Origin of the sequence: Arthrobacter sp. B2a2-09 (assembly GCF_027587375.1) — a bacterium.
Taxonomy (GTDB): domain Bacteria; phylum Actinomycetota; class Actinomycetes; order Actinomycetales; family Micrococcaceae; genus Arthrobacter.
Genome location: NZ_JAMXIC010000006.1, coordinates 31,898 through 55,835, shown reverse-complemented (window position 1 = coordinate 55,835; position 23,938 = coordinate 31,898). Strand labels below are relative to the sequence as shown.

Below are 23,938 nucleotides of genomic sequence, written 5' to 3'. Positions count from 1 at the left end.
AGTGTCTGTGGTCCCAACTGACTCGCAGTTAATGTCGTTATGAGGGCTCAAAACGACATCTAATGCGAGTCAGTTGGGTGGGGCGGGGGTGCTGGGGGCGGGGGTGCTGGGGGCGGGGGCGTTGGGGGTCTTGTCGAGCTCCGCGAAGACCTGCTGCGCGGTCTTGAATGCGGTGTTGGCGGAGGGGACTCCGCAGTAGATGGCGGTCTGCAACAGGATTTCCTTGATCTCGTCCCTGCTCAGGCCGTTCGTGATGGCGGCGCGGATGTGCATGGCCAGTTCTTCCCAGTGCCCGTGGGCCACCATGGCGGTGATGGTGACGGCGGAGCGCATCTGCCGCGTCAGGCCCGGGCGGGTCCAGATGCCTCCCCAGGCGATCCGGGTGATCATGTCCTGGAAGTCCTCGGTGAAGGGATCCTTGTTCGCGTTGGCGCGGTCCACGTGCGTATCGCCGAGCACTTCGCGGCGGACCACCATGCCGGCGTCATAGATTTCCTGAGAGGTGGCCTCGCGCTGAACGGCGCCTTGCGAAAAATCAGTGCTCATCTTCCGGCCTCCTTCATGAACGTCCGCATGAGGTCCGCGACGACGTCGGGCGCCTCCGCGGGCGCCAGGTGCCCGACGCCGTCGAGCGCTACGGCAACAGCGCTACCGCCGCCTGCGTTGATGCCGTCCGCCACTTCTTCAGCGAACGACGGCGGCGCAACAGTGTCCTCGACGCCGGCCAGCGCCTGCGTGGGGACGGTGATGCTACCGAGCTGGGAGCGGACATCGAAGGCGGCGAGGGCCTCGCAGCAGAAGGCGTAGCTGAAGCGGTCGGCGTCCCGCAGGGCGTGCAGGAGGCGGCTGCTGACCACAGGTTGGCGATCCATGAAACCGGGAGCGAACCAACGCTGCGCGGACCCCTGGATCATCACCGCGGTGCCCTGGGCGCGAACGGTTTCGGCCCGTTCCAGCCATCCCTCGGGAGTACCGAGCTTTGCTCCGGTGCACTGCACAGAGAGCGACTTGAGCCGTTCTCCGTACTTGATGGCCAGTTGCAGTCCTGTGGCGCCGCCCAGCGAGTCCCCGGCGTAGTGGAATACGGCGCCGGGCGCGATCGAATCCACCAGGTCAACCACCGCGTCGGCCAGTTCGGCGACGCTGAACGTTTCGGAGGCCGCGGGCGAGACGCCGTGACCGGGAAGATCCCAGCCGATGACGTCGAACTCACCGCCGAGCAGGGCTGCCGTCTCGGTCCACAGCACCGTGGACGTTCCGAGTGAAGGCCCCACCACCACAAGGGGTTTCTCTCCCAAGGTGCGCTGAGGGGACAGCAACACCGCCTTGACGTTGGGCTTAGCCACGATCGGCTCCCTTCGGGTTAGTGTCGGAAAATTCCGGGTAGGCAACCAGGATGCGGCGGCTGATTTCGGCAGCCTCACCCACGTAGTTCGCCGGGTCGAGTAGCGCCTGCAGTTCCTCATCGGACAGCTTGCTGGCAGGGACGGCTTCCCGGAGGAGTTTGGCGTAGATCCGGGCCCGTTCCCCCACGGGTGCCCGGAGCGTCTCGTCGACGACGGCCTGCAGCTTGGCCTTCGCGTCGCTCCTGTCCGCGCCGAGGAGCGGGGCAACGGAGGATGCAACGGCTTCGCTGAGCAGCAATGGCCCGGAGAGTTCCAGGTTGCGGCGCATTGCCTCGGGGAAGACGCGGAGTCCTTCGGCGAGCTCGCGGAGCTGGGTGGCGGCGCCGAGTGCGAGCCGCAGCAAGCTCCGTAGGGCAGGCCATTCGCTGTGCCAGGCTCCGTCGGGGCGTTCGTCGTTGAAGTTCGCGGCTGCGAGATGAAGCTGCGCTGCCAGCCCGGGCGCCTGGAGCGCCGCGCTGCGGATCAGCACGGACAGCACCGGGTTTTGCTTTTGCGGCATGGCCGAGGAGACGCCGCGGCCCGCGGCAAGGGGCTCACCCAATTCAGCCACTTCGGGGCGGCTGAGGAACAGCAGGTCGGAGGCGATCTTGCCGAAGGAGTCCGTCAGGGAAGCCAAGGCGTCGCCGAGTGCAGTGACGGCAAGGCGGTTGGTGTGCCAAGGAGCCGGAACGGCAGCCAAGCCCAGTTTTGCCGCCAAGGCATCCGCCAGGTCAAAGGGGCTCGACGGCGAGCCTTCCGTGAGCACGGTTCCTGCAGCCAGGGTGCCGCCGGCTCCGCCGAACTGCACGTGCAATTCCAAGGACTCAAGGCGTCGGGCCGCGGCAGCCACTCCGTGGAACCACTGCGCCGCCTTGAGCCCGAAGGTGAACGGCAGCGCATGCTGGGTCAGGCTCCTGCCCACGCACAGCGTGTCCGCATGCTGTTCCGCAAGGCCGGCGAGCGCCGTCGTCGTGCCTTTTACTTCGGCGAGAAGCGCGGAAACCACGCGGCGCGCGAGCAACATCAGGGCCGAATCCAGGACGTCTTGGCTGGTCAGGGAGGTGTGCACCGCGGCAAGCGCGCCGATCGCCCCGCCGGGATGCTCAGCGTCGAGCTGCCTGACCCTGCCGCGGAGATCGGCCAGCAGCGGAATGACCGGGTTGGCGCCACCTTGTGCGCGTTCGGCGATGGAAGCGGCGTCGTAGGCCCAGGATTCCGCTGCCTCGGTGACGACAGCGGCAGAACCGGCGGGCGCGATGCCCGCTTCTTCGAGCACGGATGCCCAGGCGGCCTCGACGTCGAGGATGGCCGCGATCACCGCACTGTCACCCGTCAGCGCCACCACGCCGGGCGACGCCGAAACCGGGCTGAGCAGCCCGAAATCGCCGTCGCCACTCACTGGGAGGCGCCTTCGAAGCGCTCGAAGTCGAGAAAGACGGTCTCGTTCTCGCCTTGCAGGCGCAGGTCCCAGGTGAGGCCGCCATCCGCGTCGCGGCGAGCAATGAGGGTCTTGCGGCGCTCGGGATCGAGGGAGCTGAGCAGCGGATCGGCAGCGAGCGCTTCCTCGCTTTCCGGCAAGTAGATGCGGGTGAACAGGCGGTTCATGAGGCCACGGGCAAAAACGGCAACCGAGATAAACGGAGCCGCTCCCGCTTCAGTGGGCCCGGGGTTGACCGTGGTGAACGTGAACACGCCGGAGTTGCCTACCGCGGCGCGGCCCCAGCCAGTGAAGGTGTAGCCGTCGCGGACCAGGGAACCGGTGCGCTGGACCACGTTGCCTTCGGCGTCGGGCTGCCAGATCTCCAGGATGGCGTCCGGGATGGCTTCGCCGGCGCCGTCGTACACGGTGCCTTGCAGCCGGATGCTTCCGGCGCTTCCCGGGGCGAGGAGCTCGCTGTCCTTATTGAAGGGGAGGGCATAGCCGTAGAACGGACCAACGGTCTGGCCGGGAGTGGGGATCAGCTTAGTCATGTTCTACTCCTCATCCCCGGCGTCGCCGTAGGCTTCGTTTTCGGTCCAGGTCCGCTTCGAGCCACTGAGGATGATGTCCCAGTTATAGCCGAGGGCCCACTCGGGGCTCGTCAGCTCGTGGTCGTACGTGGCCACAAGGCGGTCGCGGGCGTCCTGGTCCACGATCGATTGGTAGATCGGGTCCAGCGGGAACAACTGGTCACCCGGGAAGTACATCTGGGTCACGATGCGCTGCGTGAAATCCGTACCGAACATGGAGAAGTGGATGTGAGCCGGACGCCAGGCGTTGAGGTGGTTCTTCCACGGGTAGGCGCCGGGCTTGATGGTAGTGAAGCGGTAGGAGCCGTCCGGTCCGGTGATGCAGCGTCCGACGCCGGTGAAGTTCGGGTCGAGCGGGGCGGGGTGCTGGTCGCGCTTGTGGATGTAGCGGCCGGCAGCGTTGGCCTGCCAGATCTCCACGAGCTGGCCGGCAACCGGGCGTCCGTCGCCGTCGAGCACTTTGCCCTGCACGATGATCCGCTCGCCCTGGGGTTCGCCGTTGTGCTGGATAGTGAGGTCCGATTCCAGGGCGTGCACGTCCTGGTGCCCGAACGCCGGCGAGTACAGCTCGATGGTCTCGGGGTCCGCGTGGTGCAGGCTCTTGGTGGGGTGGCGCAGGATGCTGCTACGGTACGGCGCGAAGTCCAGGCGGGGCTGGGTCTCCGGCGCGGCACCGTCCTTGAGCGCCTGGGCGTACGCCTCGCCGATGGCGTTGATCTCAGCGCTGAGATCCGCTTGGGTTTCGGCTGCGGCGTCCAACGGCGCATGCCCGGCATGCGGTTCGGCCGCAGGTACGAGCTCGTCGTCTTGGTGGTGCCCGGCATTTGCGTCTAGCAGCACGGCCGGCTCCTTTCGGGTGGTTACTGTTGTTGGCTTGCTGGGGTCAGTTGCGTTTCTGCTTAGCGGTGCAGGTGGTGGGCCTGAAGCGAGTCGTACTGGACGGCGTGACGCACGGGGGCGTTGGGGGCGCCGTAGCCGTCGTAGTTGCCGCGGCGTTCCACCATTTCGAAGAACACGCTGCCCACCGTGGCGGTATAGAAGTGGAGGAATTCACCGTTGGCATCCCTGTCGTAAAGAAGGTTCAGTTCCTTGAGGGTCGCGAGGAAGGCAGGATCGAGGGCGAATCGCGCATCGAGGTCCTCGTAGTAATTGGCCGGAATCTGCAGGAACTCGAGTCCACGTGCCTGCGCCGCCCGGGCCGTGGCCACGAGATCAGTTACCGCGAAGGCGATGTGTTCCTGATAGCTCTTCCGGGTGCCGTTGCCTTGCTGAATGACGGGAGCAAGGTTCAGGACCAGGCGCACGGCGCGGTCAGAAGTTTGCATGACCTGCGAGCGCACCAGGCCGCTGGGGCTCGGCACCTCGGCGAACGGCTGAGGTTCCAGCGCGAGGGCACTCGTATAGAAGAGGACGGCTTCGTCGAAGTGCTGCCAGGGCTGAGCCAGGTTCACGTGGTCGATCACCGCTTGCGCTCCCATGGAAGGGTGTTCGAGGCCCTCGCCAAACTCGCGGGTCCAGGCTGCGGTGCCGTCCGGGCTGCCTTGGCACAGGAAGATCTCGGTGGAGTCCGGCGCGGCGATACCTTGGAACACTTCCTCGTCCGCCTGCACCTTGCGCGGCACCACGGGGGCCTTGAGTTGCTGGGCGCGGGCCGAGGCAATTACGGGAGAGTCGACGTCGAACCCCAACGCCGCGATTGCAGGTTCACTGTGCGACGGCGCCTGTTCGTTGATGATGACGCGCGCGTGGCCCATCGACCACAGTTGCACGTCCTTGGTCCGGTGCCGGCCGTCGAATTCGAAGCCGAGCCGGCCCAGAAGCGTTTCGAGCTGTGCGGGGTCATCGGTTTTGACTTCGGCGAAGTTGAACCCGGCCGGTTCGGCCACCTTGGGCAGCGTGGCCAGTTCCATGGGATAACGACGGCGGCCGGCAGCGTTGGCGAGCGAGTCACCCCTGGCGCCTCCCGGCGTCTCTCCCGGCGCGAGGGATACCGCGTTCGCGTCGAGCCATTTGGCGCTCTGTTCCTCAAGCCAGATCAGCGAGCGCATCGCGTCGACTGCGGTGCGCTCCACATCCGATTGGCGGAAGACGTCGTTGAAGACCTCCAGCGAGACCGGTCCGGAGTAGCCCGCGCGGGCAACGTGGCCCATGAACTTGGCGAGCTCGAACTGTCCTTCGCCCGGGAACACGCGGTAATGGCGGCTCCAGGACAACACATCCATGGAGAGTTTCGGTGCGTCTGCCACCTGGACAAAGAAGATCTTCTCAGGCTTGATGGCCTCGATGGGCGCCGTATCCCAGTCACGGGAAAGGATGTGGAAGGAATCCAGGCACGTGCCCAGGTTGGGGTGGTCCACGGTGTCCACCAAACGGTGCGCGTGCTCGTAGTCGTTGACGTATTTGCCCCAGGCCAGGGCCTCGTACGCTACTTTGACGCCGTGGTCCCCGGCCAGTTCCGCCAGTCGGGAGAGCTGCTCAGCCCGGAGGTCGTCGTCGTCGATCGTGGCAGTTCCCACGTTGGTGCACACCAGGATGGTGTCCATGCCGAGGCGGGACATGAGCTTGAACTTGGCGTCCGCCCGGCGCAGGTTTTCCTGCAGGATGTCTTCGGAGACGCTGTCGAAGTCGCGGAACGGCTGGTAGAGATCCAGGCCGAGTCCGAGGTCCGCGGCCATCTTCCGCACGTCCTCCGGGCTGAGCGGCGAGGTCACGAGGTCCTGTTCGAAGATCTCGATGCCGTCGAAGCCTGCGATGGCGCAGGCCTGCATCTTTTCCTTGAGCGTGCCGGAAAGGCAGACCGTGGCGATTCCCGTGCGCATCAGTGCCCCGCCCCGGCGAGTGCCTTTTCGGCATTCGACTCTTCAGCCTTGGCTTCTTCGGCGCTCACCAGCTCGAGGAAATGTGCCCGCATCCGTTCCGGATCGGCGTCGCGGCCGGTGAAGATGCGGAAAGCGTCGGCGGCCTGCCCCACTGCCATGCGTCCGCCGTCGAGCACGCGGCAACCCTTGGCGCGGGCCTCGAGCACCAGCTGGGTCTCGATCGGCCGGTAGACGATGTCAGCCACCCAGTGCCCGGGTTCCACGAGGGACATGTCCAGTGGGAGGCCTGGATGCGCGGCCATGCCCACCGGGGTGCAGTGCACCAAGCCGTCGGCAAGCGGCATGAGTTGCGGCAGCTCCGCCGTCGTCCGTGCCGTGACGGTGCTGCCCGGGAACAGGGTGGCGAGTTCCGCCGCCCGTTCGGCGCAGCGCGAGGGATCCACGTCCACAAGGTCCAGTGTCCTGACCCCCGCGGAAAGGAGGGCATATGCGACGGCGGAGCCGGCACCACCGGCGCCGAGCTGAACGACGCGCTCCAAGCCGGCGTCGGGAAGGCCGCTGGCCAAAGCTGAACCGAAGCCGGAGAAGTCTGTGTTGTGGCCGAAGAAGCGGCCGTCCTTGATCAGCACCGTGTTCACAGCGCCGAGCCGACGGGCGTCCTCGGAAACCTCATCCAGGAACGGCAGAACCAGTTGCTTGCACGGATGCGTGATGTTGAGGCCGTTATAACCAAGCAGGGAAGCTGCGGTCAGCAAATCGCCGACGGCGGAGCCGGGCAGGGAGAGCTCCAGCAGGTCGATGGGCCGGTACAGGTAGCGCAGCCCCTGGACGTCGGCCTCCCTCTCATGCATGGGCGGCGTCAGCGAAGGCGATACTCCTTCACCGATAAGGCCCACCAGGAAGGATTCGGCTCGGTTGCTCATGCTCTTTGCTCCTTTGACAACTGCACCCGCGGATGGGCCCTCTCTGGATCACCTTGGGGTGTCCAGAGCCTGCTGCTCCGCCGGGTGGTATGAATCAGACTACACAAAATGTTCACATATTGCACTAGTGTTCTTATCGCGAACAAAAGTGGTTGCCATTAGCGCCCTTATCGCTGCGGCAGGCGGTCGGCAAGCTCGGATGCCGCGCTTTTCAGCAAGGGGACCACCGCCACCAGCTGCTCCACGCTCATCCGGAAAACAGGGACGGCGGTGGCAAGCGATGCGAAGGCGACGCCTTGGGAATTGAGGACGGGGACGGCGACGGCGCGCATACCCACCTCGTTTTCCTCATCCATGACCGCGTAGCCCTGGCGCCGGACCTTCTCGATCTCCAAGCGGAAAGCGTCGCGGCTGGTAATGGAGAACTCCGTCAGCGGCTCCAACTTGAGCCCTTCCACCAAATGCTGACGCTCGTCGTCGTCCGCGAAGGCAACAAGCGCCTTGCCCACTGCCGTGGTGTGGAGCATTCCAAGATGCCCCGGATCGCTGGTGACACGGAACATCTGAGGGCCATCCACCTTGTTGACGGTGAGGTGGTGATGGCCATCGCGCACAGAGAGGATGGTGGCTTCGCCGGTCCCCTCCGTCACGCGCTGCAGGATGGGCCGCGCGGTGCCGGCAAATCCATGGTGGTTCGATACCCGTTGACCGAGCTGGAAGACGCGAAGTCCCAGATGGTAGCGGCGGCCGTCGGCCTCGTAGTCAACGAATCCGTCGCGCGTCAGGGATCCGAGCAGCCGGTACGTAGTGCTGAAGGGCAGCTCCGCCTGGCGGGCGAGCTCCGAGGCGCTGGCTCCCTTCGGCTCATTGCCCAGCAATACGAGGAGGCCCAGGGCCTTGCCGATCATGTCGGTTTTTGTGTCTTCCTTCACATCCATAACTAAAGATTGCCACATCGTGAGAGCTATATCTAGATGGTGAGTAAATATCTTGACAAGTGACCATGCTCACAGTCATCATTGCTATATCGCACAAGTAGCTCTCACAATGTGGCTACAGTGTGAGGCCGCTGCCGGACCCACATCGACGTTCCAGGTACGCACATTTCAGCCAGATGCGACATCGCCGTCACACAAAAGGAACACCATGAGTCACACGATCCCGTCTACGACGCCGGGCACTGCCACGGCAGGAACGCCGAAGAAGGCCGCCCTCGCCAGCTTCCTCGGTAGCGCCGTCGAGTACTACGACTTCTTCATCTTCGGTTCGGCCGCGGCCTTGATCTTCCCGCACGTCTTCTTCCCCAGCGCCGACGCCAACGCAGCCATCATGTCCTTCGCGACGTTCGGCTTCGCCTACGTGGCAAGGCCCATTGGAGCCATCATCCTTGGGCACTTCGGCGACCGCATCGGCCGCCAGCGCGTGCTGATGTTTACCTTGGTACTCATGGGCGGTGCGACGTTCATCATCGGCTGCCTCCCCGATTTCAAGGCCATCGGCTGGTGGGCTCCGGCGCTGCTGGTCTTCGCGCGCCTCTGCCAGGGCCTCTCGGCTGCCGGCGAACAAGCCGGCGCTTCGTCCATGACGCTGGAACACGCCCCTGACAACCGCCGCTCGTTCTTTACCTCCTGGACCCTCACGGGAACCCAGGGCGGCCAGATCCTCGCAGCGTTGATCTTCATCCCCGTGGTCGCGCTCCCCGACGAGATCAAGTACGGCATCGGCTGGCGCATCCCGTTCTGGCTCAGCGCCGTGGTGGTCCTGGTCGCGTTCTTCATCCGTCGCACCCTGCACGAACCGCCCGCATTCGCCGAGGCCAAGAAAAACAACCAGATCGCCAAGCTCCCGGTGGCCGACCTCCTCCGGCTGCACTGGGCCGATGTCCTGCGCGTTGTCTGCTGCGCCTTCATCTCCGCCGTGAGCACCGTCTTCGGCACCTTGGCCATTGCCTACGCCAAGGATGTGGCCCACGTGAACAGCACCATCACCCTGTGGCTCGTCGTGGCAGCAAACGTCGTTGCCCTCGGCACCCAGCCGGTGTTCGGCAAGATGGCTGACCGGATCGGCCGGAAGCCCGTCTTTATCTACGGTGCGGTAGCCAGCGCCATCGTGACGCCGGTGTTCCTCTTGACGCTTGAATCCGGAAACGTGCCGCTCATGTTCCTGGTGTCCGTGGTGTACTTCGCCCTCGGATACGCCGCCGCCAACGCTGTGTGGCCCTCCTTCTACGGCGAAATGTTCAGCACCAAGGTCCGTTTCTCCGGCTTGGCCATCGGCACGCAGATCGGCTTCCTCATGGCTGGCTTCGCCCCGACGATCGTCACCGCGATGGGCGGCACCAAGGCCGGCGGCTGGGTCCAGATCAGCATCTTCACCGGCGTCATCTGCATCATCGCGGCCGTCTCCGCGATGACTGCCCGGGAATCCTTCAAGACCCCGACGGCGGAGCTCGGCCTGAAGTAGCCCCACCCGCTCTCGCCTGCATCCATTGCTCCACACCGGTCGTTTTGAGCCCTCAGAACGACCGGTGTGGAGCAATGGATTTTTTTGCTAACGGAAGTCTTACCCACGGCTAACCCAGCCGAAACCACCCCGCAACATTGGCCCGCCACACTGGAATAGCCGGCAAACGCTGGCAGCTCCAGCCAGGGAGGCCATCATGTTGAAGGAAGTATCGACCCACCCCACAAGAATCCGCGCACTTGACCAGTTGCACCGCGGCGACCAGATCGAAGCCCGCCTCTCCGTCGGACCCTCCTACGATGACGTTGTCATCCGCAGGGGCAGCGTCCAGGAAACGGCCCCGGGCATCGGCGTCGTCTGGATCATGGATCAGCTGACGGGCCTGCGCAAGGCCATCAATGCCGACGAATGCACAGTCTGGCGAGTGGCCTGACCTGGCCCCGAACCGCTCAGCCGCCAGCCACGGACTGGATGATCAAGACCTCCTGGCCGGCTGCAACCTCAGTATCCAGGCCCTTCAGACGCCGGACCTCCTCGCCATTCACGTAAATATTCACGTAGCGGCGGAGCGAACCGGTTTCATCCCGGATCCTCCGGGCCAGCACTGGGTAGTCCCCGGTCACAGCATCAAGCAAACTTTCCACGGTCACAGCTCCGTCGGCGGGCGTAGTCAGGTAGGACTGCCCGCCGGCGAGGGGCTGGAGAACGCTGGGCAAAACCACGGTGATGTCGGGCAAGGTCCGTCCTTAGGCCGGAATACCGGATGTCGCGGCGGCAGCGGCCAATTCGGCGGCCACATCGCCGGAGACAACGGCAGCCCGGATGCACAAAACATCAGGTAGGTGCGAGGCAACTTCGATGAAGGACTCGCCCTCATCGGCGCTGGCGTAGACCGAACCGCCGCGTGTTCCGAAGTACACCCCGGTAGGTTCAGCAGAATCCACCGCGGCTGCGTCACGGAGCACGGCGTTGTATTCGTGGTCCGGGAGGCCCACATCCAAGCGCTTCCAAGACTCACCGGCGTCGTCCGTGCGGTGCACCGCAAGCCGGCCGTCCGGCGGAATCCGCTCACTATCGGCCTTGATCGGGATCACCCAGGCGGTCCCTTCGCGGCGGGGGTGGGTGAGCATCACGAAGCCGAAATCTGCCGGGAGACCGTCCGCGATGGAGATCCAGTTCTCACCGTTGTCGTCCGTGCGGTACACGCCGTGGTGGTTCTGCGCATACAACCGGCCTTCGACGGCGGCATCCGCGGCGATCTTGTGCACGCACTGGCCGAACTCGGGGTAAGGATCCGGCATGAAGCGTACCTGGATCCCCTTGTTGCGGGCCTCCCAGGAGGCTCCGCCGTCGAGCGAGCGGTAGACGCCTCCAGTGCTCATGGCGACGTGGACGTTCTCCCCGGAAGGGTTAACCACTATCGAGTGGGCGGCAGCGCCGCCGTAGCCGGCTCCCCACTCGCTGCGATGCGGGTGGTCCCAGAGGCCGCGGTTCAGCTCGAAGTGCTCGCCGCCGTCGGTGGACTTCCAGACGGAGATCGGTTCGCAACCTGCCCAGACGACCCCGGGCCGGGAGGCGGAGTCGGGATAGATCTGCCAGATCCGTTCCAGTGCGGCATCGGTGCCCTCCGGGAATTTGATGGCGCCTTGTTCGGGCTCGGTCCAGGTGGCGCCGAGGTCATCGGAGTGGGCCACGGTGGGACCCCAGTGTTCGGAGCGCACGCCCACCATGATCCGGGGGTTGTCCCCGCGCGTATCAATCCCGATGCTGGGGATCTCGCTCATGAGGAAGTGCGGACCGGAGAGGGACCATTCCTTGCGGTCTGTGCTGCGTGCCAGCCACAGTCCTTTTTTGGTCCCGATCGCCAAGACATAACTCTCTGCGGTAGCCATGAACCCCATGCAACCATCCCCGCGCGGGAGCCGCAACGGTTTTATGAACCGGTCTAGGAAACCGCCTCAGTCCACGAACTCGGACTGCGTCTCAATGAAGTCCCAGTCGGCATCGCTCAGCCCCCCAGCCAGCTCTTCAAGTCGCGGGCCACCGACATCCGCGATGCGTTGCAGAACTTCCAGCGGAAGCTCCGTGGCGCGCAGGTTTTCGCGCAGCCATTCCTTGCTCTTGAGGTCTATGTCCAGCCACCACATGAAGATCTCCACGTGGACCACCCCTTCCTGTGCAAGTTAACGCTAGGCCTGCGCTGGGTGCTCTACAAGGGGCAGGGAAGCTGATCGAACGCCGGATTCCGCCCTAAATTCGGGCCTGGAAAAACTAAAGTGAAAGTAGTTATTCGGATTGGTAGCGGAGTGCTGTTGGGGCACGTAAGCTAATTGTCAGCAGGAACCCCAAGAACCTGCTCCAAAGTCCGCTCCGGAGTGCGTATCCCCCAATAACGCACTCCGGAGCTCTTTGTTTAAGCCGAGGTTTCCGGTCGGGGCGCTGCGTGTTTCCCCAGTCCGGCGACGACCTCGCGACGCGCAAATTTCCCGGGGGTGCGCAAAATCCCTGGCGACACCGGAATACAGGTGTCGCCAGGGATTTTCCGTGTCGCTCAGCTCTCCTACGCGAGGGCGGCGGTGAAGGCTACGGCCCTGGCCGAAATATCAGCCCAGTCGCCTGCGGCCACGACGGCGGGAGGGACCACGCTGGTTCCACAGCAGACTGCCGCGGCACCGGCGTCGAGATAGCTCTTGGCGTTCGACGCGTCGATCCCGCCGGAAGGCAGAAGCCGGATACCGGGGTAGGGACCCTGGAGATCCTTCAGGTAGGCGGGGCCGAGCTGCCTGGCCGGGAAGATCTTGACTGCGGCGGAACCAAGGTCAAGGGCCTGCGCAACCTCGGTTGGGGTCATGGCGCCCAAACTGAAGGGAATACCGGCGGCCGCGGCCACCGCCGCAACCTCAGGACGAAGGCCTGGCGTCACCAGGAACCGGGCACCGGCGTCGATGGCTGCTTTTGCCTGCTCAGCCGTCATCACGGTGCCGATCCCGACGGCGGCGCCGTGCTCCGCGGCGGTGTCCGCCGCCCGCCGCACATGCTTCAGCACATCCGGCGTGGTGAACGTCAGTTCGACGCTGCGGATGCCACCGTCGGCCAGTGCTCGGCAGAGCTCCGCGGCGTCCGGGATAAACGGCGCCCGGACGACGGCGAGGGTGCGGTCGGCTTCAAGCTGTTCGACGAATTCTTCAGGAGTCATGCGATTTCGGTACTTCCTGCTCGGGTGCGTCCGTCGGGGCTGCGGCGCAGGGCGCGGCCGGCACGGACGCCGGTGGGCTTCCCGCCGTCGATCGCTGCCGTCCCATTGACGAACACATAATGGATGCCAGTGGCTGGCTTGCGGGGGTTTTCAAAGGTGGCTTCGTCACGGACCGTGCGCGGATCGAAAAGGACGACGTCGGCCGCGTAGCCTTCGCGGACCAGGCCGCGGCGATCAAGCTTGAGCCGCTCAGCGGGACGGCCGCTTAAGTGCTGGACCATTTCTTCCAGGCTCAACAAGCCCAAGTCACGGCTATAGTGGCCCAAGTAGCGGGGGAACGTTCCCCAGGCGCGCGGGTGCGGCTTCGCTCCGACCAAGAGACCGTCGCTGCCGCCGGTGTGCTTGCGATGGACCATGATGGCCTGCACGTTTTCCTCGTGGCCAACGTGCTGCAGGATCCCGGTACCCAGGCGGTCCTCCTGGAGGATCTGTGCGAACACGTCGAACGGTTCTTGTCCCGTTTCGGCGGCGATCGCGGCGATGGTCTTGCCCACATGGCCGGCGAGCGCCGGGTTCTGGACCCCACTGATCTCCAAGGTGTGCCACTCGGCAACCACTCCGTGGCAGCCGTCGGAGCCGTAGATCTCCACGCTTTCGCGGATTTTCACTAGCGTAGCCGGATCGGCCAACCGGGCGAGGGTGGCCTCGGTACCGCCTGAGGATGACCAGCTGGGCAAGATGGCCGCAAGCGTGGTGGCGCCGGGGAGGTAGGGGTAGGTGTCGAGCGTGATGTCGGCGCCGTCGTCGAGCGCTGCATCGATGAGCTCAAGCAGCTCGCCCGCCCGGCCCTTGTTTTCGGCGAAATTCATGGTGGCGTGGGACAGGTGCAGGGCGCAGCCGGTACTCCGGCTCAGCTCGATCATCTCGGCGTAGGCGCCGAGCGCTCCCTTCCCGTAGGAGCGGTGGTGCGGAGCGTAGAAGCCACCCAGCTCCCCCACGATCCGGCAAAGTCCCGCCAGTTCCTCGGTCCGGGCGTACATGCCCGGCGAGTAGCTCAGTCCGGAAGACATCCCCACAGCGCCTTCCTCCATGGCGGCGCGGACCACGTCCTGCATCCGTTCCTGCTGCTCCGGCGTCGGGTCCCCTTCGGCGAAACCCATCACCAAGGCCCGGACGGTTCCTTGCGGCACGAGGTAGGCGGCGTTGGTGGCGATCCTGTTGCCGTTTTCGTGCGCGTCGAGGCGGTCCAGGTACTCGCCCACCGTCCGCCAATTCCAGTCGAAATCCTGCGGGTTGTCGTTCCAACCGGCGATCTTTTCGCGGACCCCGGTAAGCGTCGCGTCGTCCACCGGAGCGTAGGACAGGCCGTCCTGCCCCAGCAGTTCAGTGGTGACGCCCTGGCTGAGCTTGGCGTAGTGGTCCTTGTTGACCAGCAGCTGCAGGTCCGAATGGGCGTGCATGTCGATGAAGCCCGGGCTCAGGACGAGTCCCGTGGCGTCGATGGTCCGCTCGGCGCCGGTTCCGCTCGCGGTGAGGGATCCGGCGTCGGCGACGACGGCGATCACCTTACCGTCCAGCAAGACGTCCGCGGGACGGCGGTCCGCCCCGGTTCCATCCACCAGGATGGCGTTGCTGATGAGGGTCTTCATGGCCTGTGTCCTAGAAGAAGGTATGGATGAGGTCGACGACGGTTTGGTCGCCGTCGGTATCCGCGAGCACGGGAATGAGCGTCCACTTGTCGAAGGCTGTGCACGGATGCGAAAGTCCCAGGCGCACGACGTCGCCGGGCCGCACGGTGGTGGTGCCGGCGTCGAACGCCATGAAGCAGTGCTGGTCGTTGACGGCGGTGATCTCGGCTGCGAGCGGCTGCATGGGACCACCCAGGGTGTGCCCGATCAACTGCGGACGGGGCAGGCCTTCGTCAATGGGCAAGTCCCGTTTGCCGGCGTCGAGGATGGCAAGGCCGGGTTCGGGCTGGGACACGACGCGCGCCCAGCCGTGCATAGCTGCCGCGAACGGTTCGCCGCCGTCGCGGGAAAACGGCGAGATGCCGCGGTAGAAGCCGTCGTCGTGGATGATGTAGGCGCCACTGCGGATCATGAGTTCCACCCGGGGGCCTGCCTCGGAGCCAGCGGTGATGCAGGGCGAAAGGACGCCGACGACGTCGTCGAAGTAGGAGCTGCCGCCTGCGGTGAGGATAACGGCGTCGGATCCGTAGAGACCTTCCTCGAGGAGCCGCTGATGCAGCTCACCCAACTGGCCCAAGTACCCGCGGACGGCGGCAAGACTGCCGGCGTCGGCCGCGTGGGCCAGCGATCCTTCGTAGCCGCTCACCCCCACTAGCCGCAGGTGCGGGGAGGCAGAGATGGCGCGGGCGACGTCGAGTGCAGCCTCCACGCCTCGCACTCCGGTGCGGCCACCGATTCCGCCAAGCTCAACAAGGACATCAAGGACAGCATTGCTTCCGACGGCTTCCAAGGTGCGGCCAATGACATCCACGGTGACGGTGGAGTCGACCCAGGACAGGATCGGCTGATCCGGACTCGCGGTCGCGGCGACCCATTCGATAGCGTGCGGATCGCTGAGGCTGTTGGCCAGCTGCAGGCGCCGCACGCCGAATTCGCGGGCCACGCGGAGCTGGGCGAAGTTCGCCACGGTGATCCCCCAGGCGCCGCGGCTCAGCTGTTCGGCCCAGAGCTGCGGCGCCATGGTGGTCTTTCCGTGCGGAGCCAGCAAGACGCCGTGCTCCGCGCACCACGAAGCCAGCCGATCGGCATTGCCGCGCATCGCCCCGGCATCAAGCGTCAACAAAGGTGTCTGGAGATCCGCGAGCTTCGGGGCTATGGAGAGGAACTCGCGGTGACTGGTGCCGTTGGCTGTGGCGGCCACGGCTTTGTGCCGCCAGTCGAGCCGGACATCCGCCAGGCGTGCCACGGTGTCCGCTGCAATTGCCCCGGCCTCGGCTCCAGCCCCCGGCGCTGTCCCGGCTCCGGACGTGGGAGTGCTCAACAGTTCGTTCCCTTCTCGGTGCGCAAGATTCACTGTTCGCGTTCTGTTCGCAGATTCCGTTGCGTTGCGTATTTTGCAACGCAGGTTGCAAAGCTGTAGGTGATATGTCTAACATGGTGCCGGATTGGGAGTCAAGGCCGCGGCATGGCCCGGCACGCCCTGATCAGGCCACGGAAATCCCTTCTTCATTGGGGGTGTCGAGTGCCGCTCGACGCGGCAGAGGAGCGCGGGAATTTCATGCTTTCAGCTGTATGTGTGGGCGAGACGATGGCCATGCTCACCCCGGCGAAGCCCGTCCCGCTGCACCAAGCCACGGAGTTGCACTGTGGCATCGGCGGCGCGGAATCGAACGTTGCCATGGGCCTGGCTGCCATGGGCATGGACTCACACTGGGTAGGCCGGGTGGGCCGGGATGGATTCGGCACCCGGATCCTGGATGAGCTCAGCGGCCACGGTGTAGGGATCTCAGGGGTCGAGATTGATCCTGGACGGCCCACCGGCCTTTACGTCAAGATCCCCGCCCAGGCATCAAATCCCGACGGCGGCAGTTCAGTTTTGTATTACCGGCAGGGTTCCGCCGCGTCGGCCATGAGCCTGGGCACCCTGGCGAATCCCGCCGTCGCGCGATTGTTGGAAGGAGCCGCGCTCGTCCATCTGAGCGGCATCACGGCGGCGCTCTCGCCGGAGTGCTTGGAGCTGACCGAAGCCATCCTCGCTGCGCCGAGGCAGGGCCGCGTTCTGAGTTTCGACGTTAATTGGCGGGCCGCACTCTGGACCGGCCGGGACCGTTCCGTGCTGCGCCGCCTGGCCAATCTCGCCGACATCGTACTGGTGGGCAAGGACGAGGCCGAGCACGCCTTCGGCACCACGGACGAAACTGAACTCCGGCGCCTCATGCCGGATCCCGCCGTGGTCGTCATCAAGAACGAAGCCATCAGCGCCATCGCCCTGGAACGGGACGGCACGCGGTCCGAAGTGCCTGCCTTGTCCGTGGACGTGCTTGAGCCAGTGGGCGCGGGCGATTCCTTCGCTGCCGGGTACCTCAGCGGCATTTTGTTCGGCCTCGACCAGAAGGCCAGCCTCCGCCGCGGCCATGTTGCAGCCGCCTGCACGCTTACTGTTCACGGCGATCGCGGTCCGCTCCCCGATGCCTCCCGGCTTTCCGCCATCCTCGACTCCACGGACGCCGAATGGGCTGCGATCCACGTTGCCGGCGGGCACTTCACCACTCAAGACCGGAGCCTTCAAGATCAGAGCCTCCAAGATCGGAGCCTCCAAGATCAGAGCCTTCAAGATCGGAGAACAGCGCCATGAGCCAAAGCCTGATGCGGGCCATCGACCTGCTTGCCGAGCTTGCGGCCAAACCGGCCACCCTGGACGAGCTCGCCTCCAAGGCTTCGGTGCACAAGACCACGGTGATGCGCCTCCTGCACGCCATGGAGGAAAAGCGGTTCGTCGTCCGCGATGAGGACCAGCGATTCATGCTTGGTTCGAAGCTGTTTGAGCTGTCCTCGCTCGCCTTGGAGCAGCGGGACATCCGCAAAGTTGCGCATCCGTACTTGGCCGAGCTGAACGGAAAGACCGGGCACACCGTGCACCTTGCCGCGTTCGAGGGCAATGACGTGGTGTACATCGACAAATTCGAGTCGCACCATCCCGTGCGGATGTACTCCCGGATCGGCCTGACCGCGTCCCTGCATTCGGCCGCCGTAGCAAAAGTCCTGCTTGCCGACATGCCACGCAGCCGGCAGGAAAAGATCGCGGCGGGACTCGACTACACAAGAATTACCGACACCACCCTGACCTCGCCGCAGGCCCTGTTGGCCGAACTGGAGCAGGTCAGGGTCCAGGGCTGGGCCCACGACAACGCCGAGCACGAATCCTTCGTGCACTGCATCGCGACCCCCATTCGCGACGCGAGCGGCGCCGTCGTGGCCGCAGCCTCTTGTTCGGTACCGGTGGTGATGCTCAGCTATGAAGGACTGCTTGAGCTGCTGCCTGACCTCAAAGCCAGCACCGAGGCCATCTCCCGCGATCTCGGCTGGATCAGCCACGAAAGGAACTCGGCATGAGTGAAAAGACTGTAGTACTGACCGAAAATGCTCCGGCCCCGGCGCACGTGTTCTCCCAAGGCATCCGGAAGGGTGGCCTGTTCCAGGTGTCCGGCCAGGGCGCCATGGATCCCGCTACCAACCAGTACATCGGCGAGGGCAACGTCCGCGTCCAGACCCGCCGCACACTGGAGAACGTCAAGGCGATCCTCGAAGCCGGCGGCTCCTCGGTGGAAGACGTCATCATGTTCCGCGTCTACCTCACCACCCGCGACCACTTCGCCGCCATGAACGAGGTCTACGGCGAATTCATCACCGAGAACGTCCCCAGCGGCCAACTGCCCAGCCGCACCACGGTCTTCGTCGACCTCCCGCACGAAGTGATGCTGGTGGAAATCGACGCGCTGGCAGTTACGGCGTAATCCCCCGAGCCCGGCTTGGTGGCACTATGGGGTGATGCCCTTCATGCGCGTTCCCAGGCCTAAGAGGGCGTCTTCCCAGGAGGGACGCCAAGCGAACCGGCTGGCGTCGGCTTCAACCGGATGGTGGCTGCTGGTTGTCGTCTTCATCGAGGCTGCGGTCGCCTTGTCTATCCGGCTGCCATTGGCTTTCGGGCTTCCACCGTGGGGCGGCATCGATGGATCAACCGGATTCCCCGCTCTTTTAGCGCTGCTGATTGTGCCCCTGGTGGTGCTGGCGGCGTGGCGCCTCATGCGGCAGCAGCAACGGGAACGAAGCCAGGCGTTCCGGACCTCGCGCTTGATGGACACAGTGCTGCATACAAGCCTGGACTGGCTGTGGGCCACTGGGCCAGATGGTCGATTTACGTTCTGCAGCCCGGCTTGCAAGGACATCACAGGATACGAACCTTGGGAGCTGCTGGGAAGGCGCATCACCCGCGTCATCGACCCAGGGGACCTGGCGGACGCACGGGAGGACTGGAAAGCCAGGGAAAGCGGTGACTCCTCGTGGTCACGGGTGGTCACCGTGTGCCGCCACCGGGACGGCAGCCGCGTCTTGATTGATGTTGCCGGGAGGCCGATGCGGGACAGGGAGGGTAGGGACTGCGGTTTCGAGGGCACCTCCCGTATCTTGAATCCCGAGGCAGCACGTTCGCGTGCAGAAGTCACTGCCCGCATCGAGGCATTGCTCACTGACGGCGCACTCACAACAGCGTTCCAGCCGATCCGGTGCCTGGAAACGGGCAGCACCATTGGAGTGGAAGCGCTGACCAGGTTCAGCGGGTCCCAGGGGTTGTCCCCGGAGGTGCGTTTCATGGAAGCCGCCTCGATCGGCATGGATATCGAGCTCGAAATCCTTGCGCTCCGGACCGCGCTGACCACCGCTGCTGGGCTCCCACCGGAACTGTACGTCGCGGCAAATCTCTCACCCCGCGCATGCCTTGACTCCGGGTTGGCAGCTGCGATTGTGGAGTCGGCCGTCCCTCCACGACGCATCGTGCTTGAGGTCACCGAACGCCACGAAGTCGCCAACTACGAACCGCTCGCCGAAGCACTGGCACCGTTGCGGCGCGCGGGCCTGAGAATAGCGGTCGACGACGCCGGTGCCGGCTTTGCTTCCATGCGCCACATCCTGCAGCTCAAGCCAGACCTCATCAAGCTCGATCGCGAGATCATCGCCGGCATCGACACAGATCCGGGACAGCGGGCCCTGGGGGCTGCGATGGTGGGTTTTTCTTCCGAAATCGGAGCCGCCCTGGTAGCCGAAGGGATCGAGACCGAGGCCGAGCTGGCTGCGGTCACCAAGCTCGGGATGACCGCAGCCCAGGGTTACCTGATCGGCCGCCCCTCGCTCAGGCCCGAGGACTGGGCGAGATGGGGGTAGCGATGGCCGCCGCCCTCGTCGCTACGGCTCGAGTTGATGCGCCGTGACCAGGCCGTCCGGAGGCCGCACAACAACACCGTCAGCCGTCTCCACCGGAAGCCCGTTCCGCGCCCAATACTCCATGCCGCCGATCATTTCGCGCACCGGGTACCCGAGCTCGGCGAAGGCCAGGGCCGCGAAGGTACTTCCGTTGCAGCCCGGTCCCCACGAATAGACCACTACTGAACTCCCAGCCGGGATCAGTGCGGCGGCCCGGGCGGGAATCTCGGCGGTCGGAAGGTGTACGGCACCGGGGATATGTCCGTGGTCCCACGAAGACTGCCTGCGTGTATCCACGAGCACGAAACTGCCGGGAGCCGAATCGGCAGCGTCCATGACGTCGATCTCGAACTGCAGCTTCGCGCGGAAATACGCGCCCGCGGCACCTCCAGCGCCACCCGCGCCTTCCGCCCCAACCCCAGCACCGGCGTCGTTCATTGGCTTTTCCATCCGCACCCCTAATCCAGCTTGGCGAGTTTCTTGTAATGGGTTTCTTTCCGAACCTTTTCGCATACCCCCAGGGGGTACTTGATTTATACCCCTAGGGGGTATACCTTTGCAAGCATGAGCACGATCGATGTGAACCCCGCAGATTTGAAGCACACAGATTTGAAGTCCACAGATTTGAACCCGGTTGACTTGAACCTTAACCAGCCGGGCATCGAAGTCGAAGATGGAGCGCATTCCCAACACGGTTACTCCTCCAACAAGGACGCATACCTGCGGCGCCTTAAGCGGATTGAGGGCCAAGTACGCGGTATTGCGCGCATGGTGGAAGAGGACAAATATTGCATCGACATCCTCACGCAAGTCTCGGCAGTCACTAAAGCCCTGCATGCCGTGAGCCTCGGGCTCGTGGAGGAACACATCGGGCACTGCGTTGTCGGAGCTGCCTCCGAGTCCGATCCCGTCGTGCGCGCAGAGCAAATCGACGTCAAGGTCAAGGAGGCCGCCGATGCCATCGGGCGCCTGCTGCGGTAACCCCGCAAGCACTCACCACACCATTCACCTCACCACCAGGGAGCACGCCATGGGCCACACCGCCACCATCCAGACGAACGTCAGCGTTTCGGGCATGACCTGCGGGCACTGCGTTTCAGCCGTCAGCGAGGAAATTGAGTCCTTGGCGGGAGTGGAGAATGTCGAGATCGATCTAAATGCCGGCGGAATCTCCACCGTCACCATCACCTCCACCCAGGAATTGTCGCCGTCCGAAATCGGCGAAGCCGTCGCCGAAGCCGGCTACCTGGTAGTCGCCAACGAGGCCTAGGGGCCAATGTGAGCAATCACGACATCCTCCACCAAACGGGCACCCGCATCATCGAACTCGACATCGAGGGTATGACCTGCGCATCCTGCGTGGCCCGGGTAGAGCGAAAACTGGGCAAGCTCGACGGCGTGGAGGCTTCAGTCAATCTCCCCCTCGAATCAGCCCAGGTTAAAGTTCCGGCCAACGTCACGGACCAACAAATCGTGGACACAGTGAACGCAACGGGCTACAAAGCCTGGATCCGCGAATCAAGGCCAAGCCCCTCCAGCACCGTCACCTACGACGGCCGTGCGGGTGACGACGGCGTTCCGGAGCATGACCACAGCGACGGCGCCGGTGTTATGCGGCAGCATGCGTCTAAGCGAGGGACGAGCGAGCATGCCGAGCATGGCGCCGGTGGCGGCGCGCAAGGCGAGCACCCTGAGCATGGTGACCACGACGCGCGCGCCCACGAAGACCACATGCACCATGGACCAGCAGCGTCCAAGTTGCGCCCACGCCTAATCGCCGCCGCCACGCTGACGGTCCCGGTCTTCGCCATCTCGATGATTCCAGCATTGCAGTTCCCGCAATGGGGTTGGGTCGCGGGGCTGCTGGCCCTTCCCGTGGTGACGTGGGCTGCGTGGCCTTTCCACCGCGCCGCCGCCATCAACGCGCGGCATTTCGCCTCGACCATGGACACGCTCGTCTCCATTGGTGTGCTGGCCGCATACCTGTATTCCGCGTGGCAGCTCTTCGCCAACCCCATGATGACGGAACACCCGGGCATGGAGGCCATGGGAGGCATGAGCGATGGACTGTACTTCGAAGTCGCGGCCGTGGTCACCACGTTCCTGCTTCTGGGCCGCTTCCTCGAGGCCAACGCCAAAGCGAAAGCCGGCGATGCCCTCAAGGCCCTGCTGAGCCTGGGGGCCAAGGACGCAACGGTGCTGCGCGACGGCGTCGAGCACAAGATCCCGGCCGAGCAGCTCGTAGCCGGGGACATCTTCGTGGTTCGCCCGGGCGAGAAGATCGCCACTGACGGCGTGGTGACGAGCGGTTCATCTGCTGTGGATGCCTCATTGGTCACCGGTGAATCCGTGCCCGTGGAGGTCGGACCGGGAAGCCAGGTCACGGGCGCCACCATCAATACTTCGGGCCGTTTGCTGGTCCGCGCGACCCGCGTTGGTTCCGACACGACGCTGGCGCAAATGGGGCGGTTGGTCAGCCAAGCGCAGACGGGCAAAGCCCCGATTGCACGGCTCGCCGATCGCATCAGCGCAGTCTTCGTTCCGGTCGTGCTGGTCATCGCAGTCATTACCTTCGTAGTCTGGCTCGCCCTGAGCAGGGACCTCAATGCCGCGTTCACGGCTGCTGTGGCGGTGCTCGTGATTGCCTGCCCGTGTGCGCTTGGGCTCGCGACACCCGTGGGTCTCCTGACCGGGACCGGTCGGGGCGCGCAGCTCGGCATCCTCATCAAAGGCCCCCAGGTGCTTGAAGATACGCGCACGGTGGACGCCATCCTTCTGGACAAGACCGGGACAGTCACCAGCGGCAAGCTGGCCGTTGGACACACCCTGGCCTTGAACGGCCACTCCCCCGCCGATGTCCTGTCTCTGGCTGGCGCCGTCGAGGCAGCTTCGGAGCACCCGATCGCCCACGCCATTGCCGCTGCCGCCAAGTCCGCAATGCCCGACGCCGGCCCGCTCCCCGCTGTGAAGGACTTCAGTTCCGCCCCGGGTGGCGGAGTCCGGGGGATGGTTGCGCTGAACGGAGCCGGAAATGGCGCCGAGCGAACGGTCGTGGCCGGCAGGACTGGCTGGTTGGAAGACAACGGAATCTTCCCTGACGATGCACAGCGCCAGGCACTGGCAACTGAGGAAGCTGGTGGCGCTACCGCCATCTGGGTTGCTGTGGACGGGAAGCCCGCTGGAATCGTGACGCTAAGGGACACCGTCAAACCCGGTTCGGCTGCGGCCATCGCGAAGCTCAAGGAACTCGGGATTCGCCCTATGCTGCTGACTGGAGACAACTTCGCCGTCGCCGCCCAAGTGGCCACCGCCGTCGGGATCGCCCCGGAAGATGTATTCGCTGGGGTCCTGCCGGAGGGCAAAGTGGACGCGGTCCGGAAACTCCAGTCCCAGGGCTCCACTGTGGCCATGGCCGGGGACGGAGTCAACGACGCCGCAGCCCTCTCGCAGGCCGACCTTGGCATCGCGATGGGGTCGGGCACGGATGTCGCCATCGAGGCCTCGGATCTGACCGTGATGGGCAGTGACCTCGGCCAGCTGGTGCAAGCCATCGAGCTGTCCCGGAAGACGCTCACCACCATCAAGACAAACCTGTTCTGGGCCTTCTTCTACAACGCCATCGGCATCCCCGTGGCAGCCCTTGGTTTGCTCAACCCGATGATCGCAGGCGCGGCCATGGCTGCGAGCTCGGTCCTGGTGGTCGCGAATTCGCTACGGTTGCGCTCGTTCGCAAAGTAGTCCCTGCCCGCCGTAGTCCCTCTCCACCCAACTGACTCGCAGTTGTTGTCGTTATCCGGCGTGAGAACGGCAACAACTGCGTGGGCCCACGCCGCCGGGGTTCCCTGGCCGAGCTTGCGAGGCGAGGGTGGCGGTGGGGACAGATTGGTGAAGCTAGGCCGTTCAGTTTGGGGAAGCTAGGCCGTTCCGAAACGAACGGCCGCGCGGGCCCTGGCTTTGGCCGCCTCCTCGTCGCGGTTGCGCGCGGGCGCATTGGTCACGAGGGAATCGAGCAGATGCTGGGTGATATGCGCGATCTCATGGACAGCCTCGGCGAAGGCCTCCTCGTTGGCCTGCGACGGCTTGGTGGAGCCACTGATCTTGCGCACGTATTGCAGGGCTGCGGCTTCCACCTCCGCCGAGGTGGCTCGTGGCTCGAAATTGTGGAGGGTGTGAATGTTCCGGCACATATCAACATGCT

The 23,938-nt window shown here is 64.8% G+C and carries 25 protein-coding genes; 9 read left to right on the top strand and 16 right to left on the bottom strand.

The features are described from left to right. Positions 1–69: 69 nt before the first annotated feature. The 8 genes from pcaC to NFJ07_RS08670 all read right to left on the bottom strand — a co-directional run bounded on the left by pcaC (position 70) and on the right by NFJ07_RS08670 (position 8,075). On the bottom strand, positions 70–546 hold the full coding sequence (pcaC, locus tag NFJ07_RS08705) for a 4-carboxymuconolactone decarboxylase (RefSeq protein ID WP_269993710.1): 477 nt from the start codon (positions 544–546) through the stop codon (positions 70–72). Further along, on the bottom strand, positions 543–1,346 hold the full coding sequence (locus NFJ07_RS08700) for an alpha/beta fold hydrolase (protein ID WP_269993709.1): 804 nt from the start codon (positions 1,344–1,346) through the stop codon (positions 543–545). The genes pcaC and NFJ07_RS08700 overlap by 4 nt, the downstream gene beginning before the upstream one ends. Further along, a complete protein-coding gene (locus NFJ07_RS08695) occupies positions 1,339–2,784 on the bottom strand; it encodes a lyase family protein (protein WP_269993708.1) in 1,446 nt (481 codons plus the stop codon). Before NFJ07_RS08695 ends, NFJ07_RS08700 begins: the two co-directional genes overlap by 8 nt. Next, positions 2,781–3,356, bottom strand: coding sequence for a protocatechuate 3,4-dioxygenase subunit alpha (pcaG, locus tag NFJ07_RS08690; protein WP_269993707.1), 576 nt, complete (start codon positions 3,354–3,356; stop codon positions 2,781–2,783). The genes NFJ07_RS08695 and pcaG overlap by 4 nt, the downstream gene beginning before the upstream one ends. 3 nt (positions 3,357–3,359) lie before the next feature. After that, complete coding sequence (gene pcaH, locus NFJ07_RS08685; RefSeq protein WP_269993922.1) at positions 3,360–4,232, bottom strand: protocatechuate 3,4-dioxygenase subunit beta; 873 nt, start codon at positions 4,230–4,232, stop codon at positions 3,360–3,362. A gap of 62 nt (positions 4,233–4,294) precedes the next feature. After that, positions 4,295–6,214 (bottom strand): bifunctional sugar phosphate isomerase/epimerase/4-hydroxyphenylpyruvate dioxygenase family protein, encoded by a 1,920-nt coding sequence (locus NFJ07_RS08680; RefSeq protein WP_269993706.1) that lies wholly within the window; start codon positions 6,212–6,214, stop codon positions 4,295–4,297. After that, positions 6,214–7,137 carry a shikimate dehydrogenase gene (locus NFJ07_RS08675; protein WP_269993705.1) on the bottom strand — a complete coding sequence of 308 codons (924 nt, stop codon included), beginning with the start codon at positions 7,135–7,137 and terminating at the stop codon, positions 6,214–6,216. The genes NFJ07_RS08680 and NFJ07_RS08675 overlap by 1 nt, the downstream gene beginning before the upstream one ends. A gap of 167 nt (positions 7,138–7,304) precedes the next feature. Next, complete coding sequence (locus NFJ07_RS08670) at positions 7,305–8,075, bottom strand: IclR family transcriptional regulator (RefSeq protein WP_269993704.1); 771 nt, start codon at positions 8,073–8,075, stop codon at positions 7,305–7,307. 208 nt (positions 8,076–8,283) lie between these two features. On the opposite strand from NFJ07_RS08670, the gene NFJ07_RS08665 reads away from it, so the two are divergent. Then, complete coding sequence (locus NFJ07_RS08665) at positions 8,284–9,600, top strand: MFS transporter (protein WP_269993703.1); 1,317 nt, start codon at positions 8,284–8,286, stop codon at positions 9,598–9,600. Positions 9,601–9,796: 196 nt separating this feature from the next. After that, the gene (locus tag NFJ07_RS08660; protein ID WP_269993702.1) at positions 9,797–10,033 is read left to right on the top strand and encodes a hypothetical protein; all 237 of its coding nucleotides are present in this window, start codon (positions 9,797–9,799) and stop codon (positions 10,031–10,033) included. 16 nt (positions 10,034–10,049) lie between these two features. Here NFJ07_RS08660 and NFJ07_RS08655 read toward each other — a convergent pair whose 3' ends face one another. The 6 genes from NFJ07_RS08655 to NFJ07_RS08630 all read right to left on the bottom strand — a co-directional run bounded on the left by NFJ07_RS08655 (position 10,050) and on the right by NFJ07_RS08630 (position 15,805). Next, positions 10,050–10,337, bottom strand: coding sequence for a MoaD/ThiS family protein (locus NFJ07_RS08655; protein ID WP_059388806.1), 288 nt, complete (start codon positions 10,335–10,337; stop codon positions 10,050–10,052). 9 nt (positions 10,338–10,346) lie between these two features. Further along, positions 10,347–11,501, bottom strand: a complete 1,155-nt coding sequence (locus NFJ07_RS08650; protein WP_269993701.1) for a WD40/YVTN/BNR-like repeat-containing protein — start codon at positions 11,499–11,501, stop codon at positions 10,347–10,349. A 57-nt stretch (positions 11,502–11,558) separates the two neighbouring features. Next, entirely contained in the window at positions 11,559–11,759 is a 201-nt protein-coding gene (locus tag NFJ07_RS08645; protein ID WP_059388808.1) for a hypothetical protein, read from the bottom strand. Between the two features lie 401 nt (positions 11,760–12,160). Continuing rightward, entirely contained in the window at positions 12,161–12,796 is a 636-nt protein-coding gene (locus NFJ07_RS08640; protein ID WP_269993700.1) for a bifunctional 4-hydroxy-2-oxoglutarate aldolase/2-dehydro-3-deoxy-phosphogluconate aldolase, read from the bottom strand. Then, entirely contained in the window at positions 12,793–14,445 is a 1,653-nt protein-coding gene (locus NFJ07_RS08635) for an N-acyl-D-amino-acid deacylase family protein (RefSeq protein WP_269993699.1), read from the bottom strand. Before NFJ07_RS08635 ends, NFJ07_RS08640 begins: the two co-directional genes overlap by 4 nt. Positions 14,446–14,455: 10 nt before the next feature. Beyond that, a complete protein-coding gene (locus NFJ07_RS08630) occupies positions 14,456–15,805 on the bottom strand; it encodes an alanine racemase (RefSeq protein ID WP_269993698.1) in 1,350 nt (449 codons plus the stop codon). Positions 15,806–16,042: 237 nt separating this feature from the next. On the opposite strand from NFJ07_RS08630, the gene NFJ07_RS08625 reads away from it, so the two are divergent. Genes NFJ07_RS08625 through NFJ07_RS08610 form a run of 4 tightly spaced genes read left to right on the top strand, consistent with a single transcriptional unit; the run spans position 16,043 to position 19,701 of the window. Further along, positions 16,043–17,119, top strand: coding sequence for a sugar kinase (locus NFJ07_RS08625; RefSeq protein WP_269993697.1), 1,077 nt, complete (start codon positions 16,043–16,045; stop codon positions 17,117–17,119). Then, complete coding sequence (locus NFJ07_RS08620) at positions 17,116–17,877, top strand: IclR family transcriptional regulator (protein WP_269993696.1); 762 nt, start codon at positions 17,116–17,118, stop codon at positions 17,875–17,877. The genes NFJ07_RS08625 and NFJ07_RS08620 overlap by 4 nt, the downstream gene beginning before the upstream one ends. Then, positions 17,874–18,278 (top strand): RidA family protein, encoded by a 405-nt coding sequence (locus NFJ07_RS08615; protein ID WP_269993695.1) that lies wholly within the window; start codon positions 17,874–17,876, stop codon positions 18,276–18,278. The genes NFJ07_RS08620 and NFJ07_RS08615 overlap by 4 nt, the downstream gene beginning before the upstream one ends. Before the next feature lie 34 nt (positions 18,279–18,312). Next, entirely contained in the window at positions 18,313–19,701 is a 1,389-nt protein-coding gene (locus NFJ07_RS08610; RefSeq protein WP_269993694.1) for a sensor domain-containing phosphodiesterase, read from the top strand. A 21-nt stretch (positions 19,702–19,722) separates the two neighbouring features. On the opposite strand, the gene NFJ07_RS08605 is transcribed toward NFJ07_RS08610, so the two are convergent. Beyond that, on the bottom strand, positions 19,723–20,076 hold the full coding sequence (locus NFJ07_RS08605; protein ID WP_269993921.1) for a rhodanese-like domain-containing protein: 354 nt from the start codon (positions 20,074–20,076) through the stop codon (positions 19,723–19,725). Positions 20,077–20,304: 228 nt separating this feature from the next. Between NFJ07_RS08605 and NFJ07_RS08600 the strand changes: the two genes are divergently transcribed. The 3 genes from NFJ07_RS08600 to NFJ07_RS08590 are packed head-to-tail and all read left to right on the top strand — an operon-like array spanning position 20,305 to position 23,478. Beyond that, complete coding sequence (locus tag NFJ07_RS08600) at positions 20,305–20,721, top strand: metal-sensitive transcriptional regulator (protein WP_442865315.1); 417 nt, start codon at positions 20,305–20,307, stop codon at positions 20,719–20,721. Positions 20,722–20,770: 49 nt separating this feature from the next. Beyond that, entirely contained in the window at positions 20,771–21,010 is a 240-nt protein-coding gene (locus NFJ07_RS08595; protein WP_059388821.1) for a heavy-metal-associated domain-containing protein, read from the top strand. 8 nt (positions 21,011–21,018) lie between these two features. Further along, complete coding sequence (locus tag NFJ07_RS08590; RefSeq protein WP_269993693.1) at positions 21,019–23,478, top strand: heavy metal translocating P-type ATPase; 2,460 nt, start codon at positions 21,019–21,021, stop codon at positions 23,476–23,478. 176 nt (positions 23,479–23,654) lie between these two features. Here NFJ07_RS08590 and NFJ07_RS08585 read toward each other — a convergent pair whose 3' ends face one another. Next, the gene (locus NFJ07_RS08585; RefSeq protein ID WP_269993692.1) at positions 23,655–23,927 is read right to left on the bottom strand and encodes a DUF2277 domain-containing protein; all 273 of its coding nucleotides are present in this window, start codon (positions 23,925–23,927) and stop codon (positions 23,655–23,657) included. Positions 23,928–23,938: the final 11 nt, after the last annotated feature.